The sequence below is a fragment of the Paenibacillus sp. FSL R5-0341 genome (assembly GCF_037975235.1).
Lineage (GTDB): Bacteria > Bacillota > Bacilli > Paenibacillales > Paenibacillaceae > Paenibacillus > Paenibacillus amylolyticus_A.
The window spans coordinates 5,546,667-5,565,660 of the sequence record NZ_CP150241.1 but is presented as its reverse complement, the minus strand read 5'-3'; the positions used below and the strand labels follow the sequence as shown (position 1 = coordinate 5,565,660).

14 protein-coding genes and 1 pseudogene are annotated in these 18,994 nt (G+C 46.1%); 14 read left to right on the top strand and 1 reads right to left on the bottom strand.

Annotated features, from left to right (window positions below):
- Positions 1–32: 32 nt before the first annotated feature.
- From MKX75_RS25030 to MKX75_RS25020, 3 genes are all read left to right on the top strand, one after another.
- Positions 33–677, top strand: coding sequence for an amino acid ABC transporter permease (locus MKX75_RS25030; RefSeq protein WP_017692207.1), 645 nt, complete (start codon positions 33–35; stop codon positions 675–677).
- A 16-nt stretch (positions 678–693) separates the two neighbouring features.
- Positions 694–1,440 carry an amino acid ABC transporter ATP-binding protein gene (locus MKX75_RS25025; RefSeq protein WP_339167291.1) on the top strand — a complete coding sequence of 249 codons (747 nt, stop codon included), beginning with the start codon at positions 694–696 and terminating at the stop codon, positions 1,438–1,440.
- A gap of 277 nt (positions 1,441–1,717) precedes the next feature.
- Positions 1,718–2,140, top strand: coding sequence for an OsmC family protein (locus MKX75_RS25020; RefSeq protein WP_339167290.1), 423 nt, complete (start codon positions 1,718–1,720; stop codon positions 2,138–2,140).
- 94 nt (positions 2,141–2,234) lie between these two features.
- On the opposite strand, the gene MKX75_RS25015 is transcribed toward MKX75_RS25020, so the two are convergent.
- Positions 2,235–2,846, bottom strand: coding sequence for a TetR/AcrR family transcriptional regulator (locus tag MKX75_RS25015; protein ID WP_339167289.1), 612 nt, complete (start codon positions 2,844–2,846; stop codon positions 2,235–2,237).
- Positions 2,847–2,987: 141 nt separating this feature from the next.
- On the opposite strand from MKX75_RS25015, the gene MKX75_RS25010 reads away from it, so the two are divergent.
- From MKX75_RS25010 to MKX75_RS24960, 11 genes and pseudogenes are all read left to right on the top strand, one after another.
- The gene (locus MKX75_RS25010; protein WP_339167288.1) at positions 2,988–4,166 is read left to right on the top strand and encodes an MFS transporter; all 1,179 of its coding nucleotides are present in this window, start codon (positions 2,988–2,990) and stop codon (positions 4,164–4,166) included.
- A gap of 182 nt (positions 4,167–4,348) precedes the next feature.
- On the top strand, positions 4,349–6,139 hold the full coding sequence (locus MKX75_RS25005) for a sensor histidine kinase (protein WP_062836420.1): 1,791 nt from the start codon (positions 4,349–4,351) through the stop codon (positions 6,137–6,139).
- Complete coding sequence (locus tag MKX75_RS25000; protein ID WP_339167287.1) at positions 6,132–7,727, top strand: response regulator transcription factor; 1,596 nt, start codon at positions 6,132–6,134, stop codon at positions 7,725–7,727. The genes MKX75_RS25005 and MKX75_RS25000 overlap by 8 nt, the downstream gene beginning before the upstream one ends.
- Positions 7,728–7,902: 175 nt before the next feature.
- Positions 7,903–8,082 carry a hypothetical protein gene (locus tag MKX75_RS24995; protein ID WP_339167285.1) on the top strand — a complete coding sequence of 60 codons (180 nt, stop codon included), beginning with the start codon at positions 7,903–7,905 and terminating at the stop codon, positions 8,080–8,082.
- 51 nt (positions 8,083–8,133) lie between these two features.
- Positions 8,134–8,337, top strand: a pseudogene (locus tag MKX75_RS24990) (sugar-binding domain-containing protein); the annotation flags it as partial.
- A gap of 21 nt (positions 8,338–8,358) precedes the next feature.
- Positions 8,359–10,812: a glycoside hydrolase family 2 TIM barrel-domain containing protein gene (locus MKX75_RS24985; protein ID WP_339170590.1), complete on the top strand. Its 2,454-nt coding sequence runs from the start codon at positions 8,359–8,361 to the stop codon at positions 10,810–10,812.
- 278 nt (positions 10,813–11,090) lie between these two features.
- The gene (locus tag MKX75_RS24980) at positions 11,091–12,074 is read left to right on the top strand and encodes a sugar ABC transporter permease (protein ID WP_036606891.1); all 984 of its coding nucleotides are present in this window, start codon (positions 11,091–11,093) and stop codon (positions 12,072–12,074) included.
- 15 nt (positions 12,075–12,089) lie between these two features.
- Entirely contained in the window at positions 12,090–12,992 is a 903-nt protein-coding gene (locus tag MKX75_RS24975) for a carbohydrate ABC transporter permease (RefSeq protein ID WP_036606894.1), read from the top strand.
- A gap of 187 nt (positions 12,993–13,179) precedes the next feature.
- Positions 13,180–14,868, top strand: a complete 1,689-nt coding sequence (locus MKX75_RS24970; protein ID WP_339167283.1) for an ABC transporter substrate-binding protein — start codon at positions 13,180–13,182, stop codon at positions 14,866–14,868.
- A gap of 387 nt (positions 14,869–15,255) precedes the next feature.
- The gene (locus MKX75_RS24965) at positions 15,256–16,959 is read left to right on the top strand and encodes an ABC transporter substrate-binding protein (RefSeq protein WP_145152403.1); all 1,704 of its coding nucleotides are present in this window, start codon (positions 15,256–15,258) and stop codon (positions 16,957–16,959) included.
- A gap of 332 nt (positions 16,960–17,291) precedes the next feature.
- Positions 17,292–18,977 carry an ABC transporter substrate-binding protein gene (locus tag MKX75_RS24960; protein ID WP_062836502.1) on the top strand — a complete coding sequence of 562 codons (1,686 nt, stop codon included), beginning with the start codon at positions 17,292–17,294 and terminating at the stop codon, positions 18,975–18,977.
- Positions 18,978–18,994: the final 17 nt, after the last annotated feature.

Here is an 18,994-nt window from a genome sequence, read left to right as displayed (position 1 = left end):
TGAACCTGCAAGGCGAAGGGAAGATTTGACCCATGGAACTGGTATTTGAGAATATCCCCTTCTTTCTGAAGGGGGCTTACTATACGCTGTATGTAACTGTGATCTCCATGTTTTTTGCCTTTATCATCGGCGTGCTCGTTGCGATTGCTCGTCTGAAGGGACCGATGTGGCTTAGGTTGATCGCAAGATTTTATGTATCCATCATGCGGGGAACCCCGCTGTTGGTGCAATTATTCGTCATTTATTACGGATTGGTCGATTATGGAGTGACCTTGGGATCGCTCACCGCAGCATGTCTGGGACTCAGTCTGAATGCAGGTGCGTTTCTGTCGGAGACGTTCCGGGGAGCTATTCAGGCTGTACCTAAAGGGCAGACGGAAGCTGCATACGCAACGGGAATGACCCCGGCTCAAGCGATGAGACGGATTATCTTTCCGCAGGCTGTGCGCATTGCCATCCCGCCGATGGGAAACACCTTTATTGGCATGTTGAAGGAAACGTCACTTGTGGCTGCAATCGGTGTTACCGAGTTGTTGCGTTCAGCACAACTGCTGGTATCCCAATATGCATTGAATATGCCGTTTTATCTGGCCATCGGTGTGATCTACTGGATTATGAGTATCGGCTTCTCGGCCATTCTGGAACAAGTGGAGCGCCGGCTGGCCCGCGCTTACTGATAGGAGGAGAGAACCGATGATTACCACAACTGGACTTACCAAACGTTTTCAGAAAAATGAAGTGCTTACGAACATCGATCTGCATGTCGATGCCAAAGATATTGTTGTATTGCTTGGCCCAAGTGGTTCAGGCAAGAGTACCTTACTGCGCTGCCTGAATGGACTGGAAGAGCTGTCTGGAGGACAGATCGAAGTGAACGGTGTAGTGGTCAATAGTGCTGATTCACTGCGTGTCCAGCGTGCCCGGGTATTGGAGATTCGTCGCCAGACCGGTATGGTCTTCCAACAGTTCAATCTGTATCCGCACAAGACAGTGCTGGGTAATGTGATCGAAGGTCTCGTTACGGTGAAAAAAATTAAACGTGATGAAGCAGTCGAACGCGGCCGGATTCTGCTGGATCGGGTGGGGCTGTCGGATAAGCAGGATGCGTATCCATCCCGGTTGTCGGGTGGACAACAGCAACGGGTCGCCATTGCACGTGCACTCGCAATGGAGCCGGAAGTGATGCTGTTTGATGAGCCAACTTCAGCTCTTGATCCTGAATTGGTCGGAGAAGTGCTTTCCGTCATGAAGGAACTGGCAGAGGAAGGTATGACGATGCTGGTCGTGACGCATGAATTGAAGTTTGCCCGTAATGTGGCGAACAAAATTGTCTTTATGGCGGATGGATCGATTGTGGAAGAAGCAAGTCCACAGGCCTTCTTTGAACAACCGAAGCAAGAGCGCACTCGTCGTTTCTTGCAACAAATTACTGAATTTTGATAAAGATAACAGCGATCGGAAGAACGAACGTACCCGGAGCGGGTATTTAAGGTCGTGACGATATCAGTTCAACTAAACTTTTTGCACAAGAACGGAGAGGACAGAAGAAACCTGAAGAAGCGGAGCGTGCGCCTTTATCCCCTGATTTTCCCATTGAAGAAGGGAATCAAAAAAATCTGGGGATAACAGCGATCGGAAGGTTATTCTGTCATCGGAGTGGCAAGTGCAAATCTTTTTCGCTTGAACTTAACCTATTGAGAGAAAGAAGGATAACATCATGAATGTAACAACCGTATGGAAAGGCAAACGCGCGTTTACTTCGGAAGGACCCTCCGGCTACGCCGTTGGCATGGATGCCACTGCTGCTTATGGTGGTGACAGCAAAGGTGCGACCCCGATGGAATTGTTACTCGCTGGTCTCGGCGGCTGTATGGGAATCGATATCACGATGATTCTGGACGCTTTCCTGGACAAAATTGAGGCGATCGAGATCGAAGCGCAAGGCACACGGAGCGAAGAGATGCCTAAAGGATTCACATCCATTGATCTGATCTTCAAGGTCAATGGGGATATTCCGGATTATCGTATCTGGAAAGCCATCCAAATGGCCGAAGAGAAATATTGTGCAGTCTCGGCTTCGCTGAGCGCCGATATTCATCCAAAACTGATCCTGAATGGGGTAAGTACACCTCGTCCTTAACAGCATATGCGTAAATCGTAGACTGAGCAGGCACTTCCAATCGTGGGAGTGCCTTTTTTGGTTTTTCTAACCCATCAACAGCTAGTAAATAAAGTCAGGCTGGATGTTGAACAAGGTTCCATATGCCCATGAATTCCGTGATAGCCTGATCGATCGTTGCAAAAGGAATGCCATCCCGGGCTTGTGTAGAGATGCCTTGCATAAAGGTATCAAATACGGTGGTTAGCATGGCCACATTCGTGGAAGCAGGAATTTCACCAACGTCTACTGCACGCTGGATGCAATCTTGCAGGCGGTTACGAGTCAGCTTTCTTTTCTCAGCGGCAATGTCACGGATATGATTGTTTTTGGAAGAACATGTGCTGGCTGACAGCACAATTAAACAGCCCGATGGATGTGCGGTGTCTGTTTGCATTTTTGCGGTACTTCGTAATGTTGTTTCAATCGCTTCTCTTGGTGACAGCGTGAGATCCGAGAAGCTTTCGGTGACACGTCCAAACGTTCCCATATATCGTTCTACCACTTCTTTATACAGCGCTTCTTTGGATTCAAAGGCTGCATAGAAGCTGGCTGCTGAAATATCCCCCATGGCTGCTCGAAGCTGAAGTAATGAAGTGGCCTCGAATCCTTGCTCCCAAAAGAGCATCATCGCCTGTAATAGGGCTTCATCCCGATCGAATATGCGCGGACGTCCCGTTCTTGCCATAAGAGATTCCCCCTTTTTTCTTAATTATATACTAATCGATCCAAAAGTCATTGACAAGGTGAGACAGTCTGAATAATATAAGGAATGATCGATCCATAATTCGATTACTTATTCTATACTACCTTAAAAGGAGCTGCACAGATGTCGAATATATCTTCTCATCGTTTTCCATGGTTAGGGTTGCTAGCCCTGGCTATGGCGGGTTTTATAGCCATTATGACCGAAACACTTCCTGCGGGGCTGCTGCCGCAAATTAAAGAAGGGCTGCAGATCTCTGAGGCAGGGGCGGGGCAGCTTGTCACCTTTTATGCTGTTGGGTCGCTGGTTGCTGCCATACCTGTGGCGGTGCTGACAAAGGGCTGGCGACGTCGTCCGCTTTTACTCCTGTCCATTATCGGTTTTCTAGTCTTCAACACCATTACTGCCCTCTCGTCAAACTATGTGCTGACACTTTTCGCTCGTTTCTTGGCCGGTGTTGCAGCAGGTGTCTCTTGGGGCCTGATTGGCGGTTATGCATTACGCATGGTACCTGATCATCTCAAGGGAAGGGGCATGGCTGTGGCTATGATTGGAACGCCGATTGCCTTATCATTTGGTGTTCCGGCAGGTACGCTGCTCGGTTCATTTATGGGCTGGCGCTCGGTGTTCTGGCTGATGTCGTTGCTGGCGTTGATACTGATTTTCTGGGTGCTATGGAAAGTACCCGACTATCCGGGGCAGTCAGCGGATAAGCGGATCTCGCTCAAGCAAGTACTGTTCACCCCCGGTATCATTCCCATTTTGACTGTCGTCTTGGCCTGGATGTTGGCTCATAATATTTTATACACCTATATTGCTCCGTTTCTCGCTGATGTCGGTTTGGAATCCAAGGTTGGACTCATTTTACTTGTATTTGGTCTGATGGCATTGGTGGGCATTTGGGTTACAGGTATGTTCATTGATCGGTGGTTACGTATGTTGGTTCTGATGAGCCTTGCGGGCTTTGCTTTGGTTTCCCTTGTATTAGGTCTTTGGAGTGAGCATGTTGTTGTCGTCTTTGCTTCTGTTGCCCTGTGGGGTCTGACATTTGGCGGTGCGGCTACCCTGTTGCAGACTGCACTTGCTCAAGCTGCGGGCGAACAGGGTATGGATCTCGTCATGCCGATTAATACAACCGTTTGGAATTTGGCTATTGCCCTTGGGGGAATGGTGGGAGGTGTTCTTCTGAATCAATGGGGAGCTTCGTCATTTAACTGGGCCATCTTGGCTTTATCACTTGTGGCTCTGATTGTTGCATGGCGTGCCAAAGGATATGGATTCCGCCCATCTAGCAGTCACTAAACTTCTGTCGGCAGAAATAATTTGGTAAGCCCGGTCGCCATGTTAATGGCGGCCTCTTCTGTTCGAGGTTCAATGACAATCCGAATTCTGGCGGTTATGTGGTATGATAAATTAAAGGGACAGAACATCCTGATCCTGCTCTTTATATGTAAGCGCTTATACAGATGACGGAAGGTGCAGACATGTTTAAAAGGCTGATACGAACCACCAATAATCTAAAATTAAAGCATAAATTGCTCATTTCCTATGTACTGGTCGTCATGATCCCGGTCCTGATCGTTGGTCTTGCTGTGACCAGTTATTTTCGCCAGCAGGCTCTGGACAATGCGATTGGGCAGACGATCATCAATGTGGACAAGATCAAGAGCCAGACGGCGACCATGTTGCGTGTGCCAACAGACATATCCAACCTTTTAATGTTTAATGCGGATCTCAAGGAGATCGTGAACAAACGGTACGAGAGTGTTGTGCAACTGACCTCGGCTTATCTCGCATACAAAGATTTTCAAGAATACAGGCGTCTGTACCGTGAAGTCGCCGGCATTCGGTTTTACTCGACCAATCCGACACTGATCAACAACCTCGAATTCATTCCTGTAGATAAGCAGACCGAAGAGAGTTACTGGTATCAGCAGGCACTGAAAACGACCAGCATCGGGTGGTTTTACATTCCGGACAAGGGTGATAATCCTGTACACAAGCTCAGCCTGGTACGCAAAGTACCTTTTGCCGAATATCGGACCGAGGGTGTGCTGATGATTGTGATCAATCAGGATGAGCTGAATGGATTGTTGCGTCAAGAACAGTTCGAGACGTTGATTACGGACGAGCAGGGCTATGTGGTTGCAGCCAAGAATACAGAGCTGGTGGGTAAAACGCTGAACGAACTTGATTTTGGCGTCGATCTGCAGAATCAGGCAAAAGGTACCATAGAAGCTGACTTTCAGGGGGAACCCTCCAACATTGTTATTGATGAGCTGGGTCCTGGATCAAGCATGAACAGCTTGAAGGTTATTTCAGTTTTTGCTACCAAAAATATTGTCAAAGATGCGAACACCGTCAGCATGATCGGTATGATTTTTATTATCCTTGTGCTGGTTATCGCCCTGCTATTCGTATATATCATCTCGTTCCTCACGTCGAACCGATTGCTGCGGCTGAGTAAACATCTCAATAAGCTTGCATTAGGAGATCTAAACGTGACTTCGAGAATTGACGGCAACGATGAGATCGGACAACTGTCACGTCAGTTTAACTATATGGTGAAAAGCATCAATGAACTTATGACACAGGTGGTAGAAGCGACCGAACAGAACAATCAATTGGAAATCGCCCAGAAAGAGATTAAACTGAAAATGATGGCGAGCCAAATCAATCCTCATTTCTTGTTTAATGCTTTGGAGTCCATTCGCATGAAAGCGCATATTAAGGGCGAAGCAGAGATTGCCAACATCGTCAGGCTGCTGGGCAAGCTGATGCGCAAAAGTCTGGAGATTGGCAGTGGAAAAACAACCTTCCGGGCTGAACTTGAAATGGTACGTTCCTATTTGGAAATTCAGAAATTTCGTTACGGCGACCGACTTGCGTTCCAGATCCATATCGATCCCGAGGTGGAGAAGATGTACATTCCGCCTTTGATTATTCAGCCTCTGGTTGAGAATGCGATTGTCCATGGTCTGGAGAACAAAGAGGGTACAGTTCGTGTGAATATAAGTATTCGTTTAGTAGAGGACATTGTGCAGATCCGTGTAGAAGATGATGGTGCAGGCATAACGCCGGAACGACTGGCTGAGGTGATGCAGTTCATCTGTGGACCAGAGGAACAGGAGAAGAGCCGGATTGGCATGCGTAATGTACATCAACGCTTAACACTGACGTACGGGGAGCCATATGGATTGCAGATTACGAGTGTATATGGGGAAGGAACAGAGGTTTCTTTCACTTTGCCAGCAGGAGGGGACCAACATGTATAAAGTATTTTTGGTGGATGACGAACCGAGCATCCGTGAGGGATTAACCACCATTATCGAGTGGGAAAAATACGGATTCCAGGTCATTGCTACAGCTGCCAGCGGGCGCGAGGCCATCTCCCGGTTTGAGGAATTGGAGCCTGATCTGACGATTATTGATATTCGCATGCCCGGTATGACCGGGCTGGATGTGATTGAAGAAGTGCGCCGGAATCATCCGGATTCGCACTTTTTGATATTGAGCGGTTATGCGGATTTTGATTATGCCAAAAAAGCCATCAGTTTCGGTGTGGATGGGTATCTGCTCAAACCGGTGGATGAAGAAGAGATTATTGGCGAGCTGGAGCGTATTGCTACGATCCTGACCCGTGAACGGGAGACGATGGCACGTCATGCAGGTGAGGATACCGTCTATAGGGAGCATCAGATCGAGGCTTTGCTCTTTGACAGTCTGGAGGGTGCTGGCAGCATGGAAGATGATAGCCTGGGTCTGCATTGGCCTCACTATCAGATTGTGCTGCTGGAGATGCATTCGGCTCCCGACCTGCAACGGGGCAGTGTCATGAAGCGCAAACTGATTGAAGCATTTGACCAGAAAGATCGAGGCATCGTATTCTCCTTCCATTCCGGTCTGGGTCTGTTAAGCAAGGAAACGATCACATCCGATTCATCTGCAAGGAATCTCTATGTTGAGCTAGAAGGACTACTTGGAGAATGGGATATTCACATGTATGGTGCTGCAGGAGAACCCGTACATTCTACAGCTGAGATTGCACGGTCATACACTCAGGCCAATCGTACACTTGGGGAACGATTCTTGTTCACGGAGCAGCGCATTATTCTATGGAATGAAGGCAGCGAAGGCAAAGGCGTTATGCCAGAAGTTGAAGCTGTGGATGGAACGCATGAACCAGATGAGGAAGAACTCGCGGACAAGCTGTATTATGCGTTGGACATCCGCAGTAGTGAATCAGTCATGCGGGTACTGGGTGAGATGGAAGAGCGTCTGGTACCATATCATCGAACAGAGCAAGCGATCAAGACGGCGTTCTCACAGGTATTTTCCCTGGCAATCAACAAGCTCGCAGCGACGAATCAACATATGCACTCCATTATGCAGGAACATTCGGTTCTGATTAACGAAGTCTATCATCAATTCACGATGTCTGATCTCAAAGTGATGGCAGCCGAACATTTGAATCGACTTATTCAACGTATGGGTGGAGGTAGCAAGGATACTGTACTGAAACAGATGATTGAATTTATCCAGCGTAATCCTGGTGAAAATCTCAAGCTCGAAGTACTGGCAGAAGTGTTTAACTATAACAGCAGTTACCTCGGCAAGTTGTTCAAGAATCATACAGGAGAGTACTTCAATGTATTTCTGGACAAGGTTCGTATGGAGAAGGCCAAGGAATTGCTGGATGAAGGACTGAAGGTCCATCAGGTCGCGGCGAGAGTGGGATATGCGAACGTGGACTATTTCCACGGTAAGTTCAAGAAGTATGTAGGGGAATCCCCATCCGCTTACAAACAAGCAAGGACGCAATCCCTTTCCAAAGAATCGGCTACCGATATAAACGAAGAATAAGTACGAAGTGCTGGGCTTTGCCCATGCTTGTTTTATAAAACGTTTTCGGGACTACTGGACATTTACCAGATTCATCATATTGTCCATGCACTTCCCATGATAAGCAATGGTCACGGAATGCTTCACATCTTAGACTGGATTTACAAGAATCCAGATGAAGGGATGGCTATACGATATGAATTTGTCTGATATAGGTGCTGTACGTCATACATTGAACTTAAATGGAATATGGCAGTTTCGTTTGGATCTGGAGTTCGATAAGCTCGTTGAACAAATGAAATCCCCACCTCCTCGGAGTGAAAACACATCATGGGAGACCATTCAGATTCCTGGTTCATGGGAAGAGCAAGGGTAAGGAGATGAGCCTGAATACGAAAGACTCGATACCTGGACCAAAGTACGTGAGTATGAAGGCTCAGCCTGGTATGCTCAGGATGTTCATGTTCCATCAGACGATTCCGGTTGCCAGTATGTATTCAGATTGGAAGGAGTCCGCTGGACCACGAATCTTTGGATCAATGGACAGTATGCCGGGCAACAAGATAGCCTGGTGAATCAACAGGAGTGGGATGTTACCTCTCTGTTGAAGCAGGGAGAAGTGAATTGGATAGAGATCCGGGTCGATAATACGATGAAACTTCCGCTAGCCGGCAGCCATATTCATTCATTGCATACGGCCACAGCCTGGGGTGGAATTACGGGTGGTGTTTATCTGGACATTCTGCCCCCATCCCGAGTACAGACGTTACGTATTCAACCAGATGCTGAAAAAGGAGCCATTCTGGTTGATTGTACTGTAAGCGCTCCCGCGAATGAATCGGCCAGAGCGATGCAATTACATGTGGATATCCAGCATCCGGACGGCACATGGCTTGATCGTTACAGTTGTCATGTGGAGCTGAGTGCTCCAGTGCATGCTGATATAAGCTCCGTAGTTTCAACTGAAAGCAAGGGTGTAATAGACCAATGGCGATTGGAGCTTGGAATAGAGAAGTCTGTCGCAAAATGGTCGGATGAATTCCCACAATTATACAGAGCAGTGATCCGTCTGCATGACGGTGAACAGGAACTGGACCAGGTGCAGCAATCATTCGGTGTACGGTCATTTGCAACAAACGGAAAGCAGCTTGTATTGAATGGCACACCGGTGTATCTGCGCGGGTACGTTGATTGCTGTATCTTTCCACTGACGGGTTATCCTGCCTGGGACAAGGAGCATTATCTTCAGCAGTTTCAAGTCGCCAGATCGTACGGCTTCAATCACGTCCGACTGCATGGGTGGAGCGCGCCAGAACCGTTCTGGGACGCGGCTGATGAAGAGGGCATGTTGGTACAGGCAGAACTTCCACATTGGTCTCGATTCTTTGAGCAACCCGATCAGTCTGCACCCGCTGAAGTGTTGTCCTATCTGACACAAGAGCTGGACGGGTTGCTGCAATCCCTGTACAGGCATCCTTCATTCGTCATGTTCTCCATGGGGAATGAACTGATTGGTCCGAATGGCCATCCTGAACTCAATGCATTGGTATCGAGGGCAAGGGATATGGACCCGACCCGGTTGTATACGGACAATACAGGTTTTGGACAGCTTCCGGCGCAAGGGCGGGAAGGTGATTATTATATCCAGTCGTTGAACTGGCATCCCCCGCTGGAATCCGCATATTCTGCTGTGCCGGATACCACGCTGGACTATCATGCGGTTACCCGACTTGCTGAGCATCCCGTCATTGGGCACGAGCATGCACAGTACACCATGTATGTAAGGCCCCAAGAGCGAGCCAAGTATACTGGCGTATTGCGTCCTAGCTGGTTAGGACCCATCGAAGAATCGTTGTCTAACAAAGGCATGATGGCGGACCTGGAGCATTTTCAACAGGCCACCGGCACACATTTGATGCGTTCCTTAAAAGAAGCCATGGAGCGGATTCGACGAACACCAGACGCTGCGGGTGTGCAGCTGCTGGACATCCGCGATTTTCCAGGGCAGGGACATGCTACGACGGGCATTCTGGACGTATTCTGGGACGACAAAGGCATTACAACACCTGAAGAATTCATGCGGTTCAACGCAGATGTGGTGCTGTTGTTAAGCTGCAATGAACGTACATTCTACGCCGGAGAACCTATTCATGTCGATGTACGCATATCACACTATGGTAAAGATTTGCTTAAGGATGCATCCATACAGTGGAAGTTGATTAGCGATGATGTGATCCTTACGAAAGGAGAATGGAAAACCGGAGATATCCAATGTGGGTCTGTCATGTCATTGGGAAGCATCGTTACCACAACACCTCGTGAAGGAGCAACTGCTTTTCGGATCGAAGCGGAACTGCGGTCAGGTGATGCTGAGAGGCATGTAGCCAATGTATGGCATGGCTGGTCGTTTCCTGTTTATCAGTCCCATCCGGGTTCGAAGCGGTTCTGGAATACCGTGGCAGAGTTGCAGCCATTCCTGGGTAAAGCGCATGATGATTGCGTAGATCACATCGATGGATTTCGTTTATTGAAAAATAGGGAGATTGACTTGGTGATCGTTCAGTCGTTAACACCAAATGTCGTTGATTATGTGGTTAATGGGGGGAGTGTGTGGCTACAGCCAACGGCAGAGGGGCTATATGATTCAGTGGAGACCAAGTACCTGCCTGTATTCTGGAATTACCTGATGTTCGCGACACAGCCTGGTGCAACGATGGGCATGGTTTTGAGGGATCAGGTACCACTATTGGGCTCCTTCCCGCAGGATGGGGCCTCGGACTGGCATTGGTATCACCTGGTGAACGGTACGCCGGCGATATGTTTGGATACGTTGCACGGTGTTGAGCCACTAATTGAAGTGGTGGACCATTTCCATCGGGCTAAACGACTCGCTTATGCTTTTGAGGTAAAAGTAGGGAAAGGTAGGGTTTTGGTATCCTCATTTCCTTTTACTAACCTGTCGTTAATGAAGCGTCCGGAAGTCGCCTACTTATTTCAGGAGATCCTTTCATATCTGCATGGAGATCACTTTCAACCGGCAACCTCCATTTCTGTTGGGCAACTGCTTGGGATTGCTAAACTGCAAACCATTCAATTTACATTGTAATCATAAGGACCCGAAAGGGTCCTTTTTGTATGCCATGTAATTGAAGTAAACGATTACTATAAAACGTTTTCGATATTTACCGTTTTAGATGATATTTTACCTTTATATTACTTTTATTTCATTTAGAAGTAGAATTTATCACTGATTTTAACTAATTTATGTCTGATTATATATGTCTATATCTAATTTTTATATGATTTTCTCTAAAATCCAGATGGTATTTTGAAAACGCTCTATCGAGTATGATTATTTTATAAAACAGAGGAGGGGGAACGGAGATGGAAACGCTAACAAAAAAATCCGCTTCCGCGAACAGAAGCAGTGACCCCAAACCGCCTTTAAAGAATCGGCGGAACGGAATTTGGGACAGAATGAAGCAGCAGAAATATCTCTATCTCATGTCATTGCCATTCGTAGCTTGGGTTTTCGTATTTAACTATCTGCCACTATGGGGATGGACGATGGCTTTCCAAAACTATAAACCTGCCAGATCATTTGGTGATCAAGAGTGGGTTGGTTTTAAACACTTTGTAGAGCTGTTCAGTGATGATCGTTTCTATCTGGTACTTCGAAATACACTTGCAATGAGCTTGATGGGACTAGTTGTTGGTTTTATCGTGCCGATATTCTTCGCTATTCTCCTGAATGAAATGAGAGGCATGTTCTTCAAGCGTGCCGTGCAAACGGTATCATATCTGCCTCACTTTGTATCCTGGGTTGTTGTAGCCGGGATCATTACGAAGATGCTCTCCACCGATGGAGGGATTATCAATGATCTTTTGGTAGGCCTGAACATTATTGATCAGCCGATTCAATTCATGGCTAAGGGGAACTTGTTCTGGTACATTGTAACCGCTTCAGATATGTGGAAAGAAACTGGTTGGAATGCCATCATCTATCTGGCGGCGATTACAGGTATCGACAATGAGCTGTATGAAGCTTCCCGTGTAGATGGAGCCAACCGTTGGAGACAGATGTGGCACATTACGCTGCCTGGCATACGGACCACGATTTCCGTACTTTTCATCATGTCAATTGGACATCTTATCAGTATCGGTTTCGAGAAGCAGTTCTTGCTTGGCAACAGTCTGGTCACAGACTACTCGGAAGTACTTGATCTATACGCGCTCAATTATGGTTTGAATATGGGACGATTCTCATATGGTACAGCCATAGGTATATTCAACTCCGTTGTCAGTATCATCCTTCTGTTTACTGCGAACGGCTTGTTCAAAAAATTCACAAAAGAAAGCATCATGTAGGGAGGGGACGACATTATGGCGAACAAAGCATTCAATGCTACTCGGGGCGATAAACTGTTCGATATATTCAACATCCTCGCGATGACCATGGTGCTGGTTGTAACACTTTATCCATTCCTTAACGTACTAGCCATCTCACTCAATAACTCGACAGATACAGTACGTGGCGGAATTTACTTGTGGCCTCGCGAATTCACATTACAGAACTACAAAACGATTTTCCAATATGATGGATTGCTACAAGGTTTGCAGATCTCCATTCTGCGTACACTTGTAGGTACCGTGCTCGGATTGATCAGTTCATCCATGATTGCCTTTACACTGAGCAGACCTGATTTTGGACTTAGAAAATTTGTTTCCACAACGCTTGCGCTCACGATGTATTTCTCCGGTGGTCTGATTCCGGTGTACATTCTGATGCGTGACTTGAACCTGATCGGTACATTCTGGGTATATGTATTGCCTGGCATGATCAGTGCATTTAACGTGTTCATCATCCGTTCATTCATTGATGGCCTGCCATACTCATTGCAGGAATCTGCGAAGCTGGACGGAGCGAATGACTTTACAATCTATTACAGAATCATCTTGCCACTGTGTAAACCAGTGCTTGCTACCATCGCATTGTTCCTGGCTGTAGGTCAATGGAATGCGTGGTTTGATACGTACCTGTATAATGGTTCAAAGGCACATTTGACCACGCTCCAATATGAGCTGATGAAAGTATTGCAGAGTACACAGCAGGGCTCAGGTGCTGGACGAAATGCCAATGATATGGCGCAGCAAATGACACAGATTTCACCGGAATCGATCAAAATGGCGATTACGATCGTTGTAACGGTTCCAATCCTCATTGTATATCCATTCCTTCAAAAGTACTTTGTTGGCGGTATGACACTGGGCGCAGTAAAAGGTTAAACAAGCTTGTACAGGCTGCCACATAGAGCGGCCGTACACCTACAAATGAAGCATCAGGATACCCGAAGCGCAGCCATGTGGTCTGCGCTTCACCGTATAGGGCTGCGGTGTGGTATTCATGAGGCTATAGACAGGGACAAAAAAGTCCCGGACAAAACAGACATATGAAACAGGGAGGATTACCATTATGGCAAGTTCCAAAATGAAGATTGCACTGGCTCCAGTGCTTGCGATGTCTTTGCTCGCAGGTTGTGGTGGAGGAAGCGGCGGTGATACGTCCTTCAAGGATACAAGCGCAGAGACAACTCCACTTACTTTCGACTTTTTTAGTGTCGATCCCAGTCCGAACTGGAATGGCATGAAGGATGAAGTCGGCAAAGTCCTTACAGAAAAAACAGGGATAACCCTTAACGGTGAATTTGCCGTTAGTGGTGGTCAGGATAAGATATCCTTAATGGCAGCGAGCGGAGACTATCCGGATATCGTGTCACCCAAAGGAGAACTTAGCAAACTGGTGGATGCCGGGGCAATGCTCGATCTGACAGATCTGATCGACCAATATGCTCCCAATCTGAAAAAGCTGTATGGTAATTACATGGACCGGTTGAAATACAGTAATGAAGATCAGGCTATTTATGTGCTGCCAACGTATTATGCGGTAGACCAAAAGTACTTTGATGCAGGTGGCGGATTTGGTATTCAACACCGTGTATTGAAAGAACTCGGATACCCGGAAGTACGTACACTTCAGGATTACGAGAATGTATTGAAGGCGTACAAAGAGAAACACCCAACGATTGATGGTCAGCCAACCATCCCTTTAACACTGGACGCGGATGATTGGAGAATCATGATTACCGTGACGAACCCGGCCTTCCAGGCAACAGGTGCACCCGATGACGGTGAATACTACATCGATCCAGAGACATATGAAGCAAGTCTGCATTACAAACGTCCAGAGGAAAAAGAGTACTTCCGATGGTTGAACCATATGTATAACACTGGATTGCTGGATCAGGACAGCTTCATCCAAAAAACAGACCAATACAAATCCAAAATTGCAAGTGGACGTGTTCTTGGTGTCATTGACCAGGATTGGGGTTATTCCGATGCAGAAAATGCATTGAAATCTGCAGGCAAGACGGAAGCAACGTATTCACACTTCCCGGTAACCCTGTCCGAGGATATCAAGGATCATGCCTTCCAAGACCCTGGTTTTGTGTCCGGTTGGGGTGTAGGGATTACAACATCGAATCCTGATCCGGTTCGTACGATCAAATTCTTTGATTACCTGGCTTCTGAAGAAGGGCAAGTACTGATGAACTGGGGAATTGAAGGCAAGCAGTATGAAGTGAAGGACGGCAAACGTGTGATTCCTGCCGACATTCAAGACCAAAAAACCAATAATGCAGCCGTATTCCAGAAAGAAACGGGTATTGGACTGTACACCAATATGTCCGGTCACTATGGAGATGGTGTGAAGGATTCAACGGATAACTACTATACTACGAATTTCCCTGAACAGATCGTAGCAGCCTATTCCGATGCAGAGAAAGAAACACTCAAAGCATATGGTGCTACTACGTGGAAAGACCTGTTCCCAAGTGAAGATGAGTTCCCAATCAAACCATGGGGAGCAGCATACAATTTGCCAACACCAGGTGATTCTAACTACAACGTTATCTTCAAGAAAACACAGGATATCATCCGGAAACGTATACCGGAGGCCATTCTGAGTACTCCTGAACAATTCGATGCCATCTATGACGGCATGATTGCAGAAGTGAACCAAGCAGGAGCAGAGGATATGGAGAAACAATATACAGAGCTCGTACAAAACCGTGTCCAACTGTGGAGCGGTGAAGAGGCTAAATAAGTACGTTTCAGGTCAGATTCAAACAGAGAAAGAACCCGGGAAACCGGGTTCTTTTTTATGTCTAAAACGTTTTCTAAAAAACGTTTTCAATTTTGAATATTCGCTATTGACAAGGACTATTGGAGGTATTATTATTCAATTATGAAAGCACTTACATTTGCTTGTACATCAGGGAAAACGACATACATTCTGTCCTATTCGTTCAAAGGCAACTTAGAGGATGACGAGTGAATTAAGGTGATGCAAGATCCATTCACCGGTATGAAGAAAGCGCTTTTAATGTTAGATAAACAAAATAGTTACATTTGTTTCATCTGGTCACGGTATGTGCAGGTCAGCCTGTTATACAAATATACAGCTTCATTATATCCATAAGGGGGATTACACATGAAGGGCAAAACACCAAAAACATTTGCAATGCTTCTGTTAGCCAGTGCTCTTGCAATTACAGCAGGATGCAGCGGCAGTGGAGGAGGAACTACCGCTTCAGAAAAGCCGGTTGATTCTGGAGATACGACCACCCCGGTAACCTTTACATTCTTTGGTGCAGATGCAAGTCCGAGTTGGAACAACATGAAAGATGCAGTGGGCCAAGAGATCACCAAACAAACAGGTGTTACAATTGAAGCAGAGTATGATGTGAATAATGGTGGTGACCAAAAGATTCCTTTGATGGCTGCCAGCGGTGATTACCCTGATATTATCTTTCCTAAAGGTAACTTGTCGAAGCTAGTGGATGCAGGCGCAATGCTGGACCTGACTGACCTGATTGAGGAACATGCACCAAACCTGAAAAAAATCTATGGCGAGCAGATGAATCGTTTGAAATACAGTCTGGACGATCAGGCGATCTATGCTATCCCAACAAATATGGGTGTAGATAACGTTGCATTTGATGCAGGTGGCGGTTTCGAAATTCAGCAAAGAGTCTTGAAAGAGCTCGGATACCCTGAAGTGAAGACACTTGAGGATTACGAAAACGTTCTTAGAACGTATTATGAAAAACATCCAACGATTGATGGTCAACCAACCATTCCGCTGACATTGAATGCAGATGACTGGAAGATCATGATCACGGTAACGAACCCTGCCTTCCAGGCAACAGGTGGACCGGATGATGGTGAATATTACATTAACCCTGAAACGTATGAAGCAATGCTTCACTACAAACGTCCTGAGGAGAAAGAATATTTCCGTTGGTTGAACAAAATGTATAATGAAGGATTGCTGGATAAAGATACTTTTGTGCAAAAGGATGATCAATACAAATCCAAAATTGCCAGTGGTCGTGTACTCGGTCTGATTGACCAGGACTGGAACTATGGTGAAGCTGAGAATGCTCTCAAAGCAGCGGGGAAAGATGATGCCACATATGCTCACTTCTCCGTGTCCCTGAACAAGGACATTGTGGATCATACGTTCCAACCAACTGGATTTGACGGATATGGTATCGGGATCACAACTTCGGCCAAAGATCCGGTACGTATCATCAAATTCATGGATTGGCTTGCTTCCGATGAAGGTCAAGTGTTGAGAAACTGGGGTATTGAAGGCGAACACTACAACGTTGAAAATGGCAAACGTGTCATCCCTGACGACGTTCAGGAACGCAAAACGAATGACAACTCGAACTTCACCAAAGAAACAGGAGTTGGATTGTACAATATTTTCAGCGCAAGATACGGTGATGGTGTAAAAGATGCTACAGATAACTACTACACAACGAACTTCCCTGAACAGATCCAAGCAAGTTACACACCAGCAGAGAAGGAAACATTGAAAGCATATGGTATTACAACATGGAAAGATTTCTATCCTTCCGAAGATGAACTGAAGCTGAAAGATTGGGGCGCAGCATATAACATGCCTGTACCTTCTGACACGGATTACAACGTAACATTCCAGAAAACGCAGGACATCATCCGTAAACGGATTCCAGAAGCCATCCTTGCCAAACCGGAGAACTTCGACAGCGTATATGATAGTCTCCTAGCTGAACTCGATAAAGCGGGTGCGGTAGAAATGGAGAAACAATATACCGTTTGGATCAAAGAACGTGTTGCGCTATGGACTGGAAAAGATGTGAAATAAGATTGAAAACGAGGCATAAAAGCTAATGGTTTTCATTTCAAAAAAAGCCCTTGAGAAAGGGCTTTTTTTGTTGTTGACGTAGGGTGGTGGATAGCATATAATCTATCATGTAAGCACTTTCAGTAAGCGTTTTATAGTTATTACGAAAACGTTTTATGCTTGTTAGTAGAATGTTTTATCGCCTTAAACCGATTGAGATGCTAGCTTTACAAAAAACCATAATGGACTGTATCGAAAGCGCATTCAAAAAAAGTGGTATCCTCAGGCATAAAGCCTGTTATACAGATAAAACCTTCATAAATAATAGGGGGAACTAGACAATGAGAGGCAAAATGAAAGGTAATACACCCAAGACGTTTGCAATGTTGATGCTCGCAAGTGCAATGTTGGTCACAGCTGGTTGTGGGAATTCGGGAACCAAAGAGACTTCGGAGTCCAGCGGAACCGAACCGATCACAGTTACATTCTTCGGGGCGGATGCTAGTCCAACCTGGAACAAGATGCAAGATGCTGTTGGTAAAAAGATAACGGAGCAAACAGGCGTTACCATTGAAGCAGAGTATGATGTAAACGATGGTGGTAACCAGAAGATTGCGCTTATGGCTGCCAGTGGTGACTTTCCTGATATGATCTACCCTAAAGGTAACTTATCTAAGCTTGTGGATGCAGGCGCGATGCTGGATCTCACGGATTTGATTGAGGAGCATGCTCCCAATTTGAAAAAAATCTATGGAGAACAGATGAACCGTTTGAAATACAGTCTTGAAGATCAAGCGATATATACCATTCCAACCAATATGGGTGTCGATAATGTTACGTTTGACGCTACAGGTGGATTCGAAATTCAGCAAAGAGTCTTGAAAGAGCTTGGGTACCCTGAAGTGAAAACACTTGAGGATTACGAGAACGTACTTAAAGCTTATTATGAAAAACACCCAACGATTGATGGTCAGCCAACCATTCCATTGACATTAAATGCAGATGACTGGAAGATCATGATCACGGTAACAAACCCAGCTTTCCAGGCAACAGGCGCACCGGATGATGGTGAGTATTACATTGACCCTGAAACGTATGAAGCTAAGCTGCACTACAAACGTCCAGAGGAAAGAGAATATTTCCGTTGGTTGAACAAAATGTATAATGAAGGCCTACTGGACAAAGATGCATTTGTTCAAAAGGATGACCAATATAAGTCCAAAATTGCCAGTGGCCGTGTCCTCGGTCTGATTGACCAAGAGTGGAATTATCAAGAAGCGGAGAACGCGCTTAAATCATCGGGCAAGGATGACGCCACATATGCTCACTTCTCCGTATCCCTTAACGACGAAATTGTGGATCATACGTTCCAACCAGCCGGATTTGACGGTTATGGCATCGGGATCACAACTTCTGCCAAAGATCCAGTGCGTATCATCAAATTCATGGATTGGCTTGCTTCCGATGAAGGCCAAGTATTGAGAAACTGGGGTCTTGAAGGCGAACACTATAACGTCGAGGATGGTCAACGGGTTATCCCAGATGAAGTTCAAGATCGTAAAACAAATGACAACTCCAATTTCAGCAAAGAAACAGGAATTGGGATGTATAACGTATTTAGTGCAAGATACGGTGACGGTGTAAAAGATTCTACGGATAACTACTATACAACGAACTTCCCTGAACAGATTGTAGCTGGTTACACGGCTGCAGAGAAAGAAACGCTGAAAGCTTATGGTATCACGACTTGGAAAGAGTTCTATCCGGCTGAAGAAGATCTGCCAGTCAAGGATTGGGGCGCAGCTTATAACATGTCAGTACCTTCCGGTACAGACTATGAGGTAACTTTCCAGAAAACGCAGGATATCATCCGTAAACGGATTCCGGAAGCTGTTCTGACTACACCAGCAAACTTTGATGCAACCTATGATGCTTTACTGGCTGATTTGGACAAAGCAGGTGCAGTTGAAATGGAGAAACAATTTACGGTTTGGGTTAAGGAACGTGTCTCCCTGTGGACAGGCAAAGACGTAAAATAATATGGATTGTCTGCGGT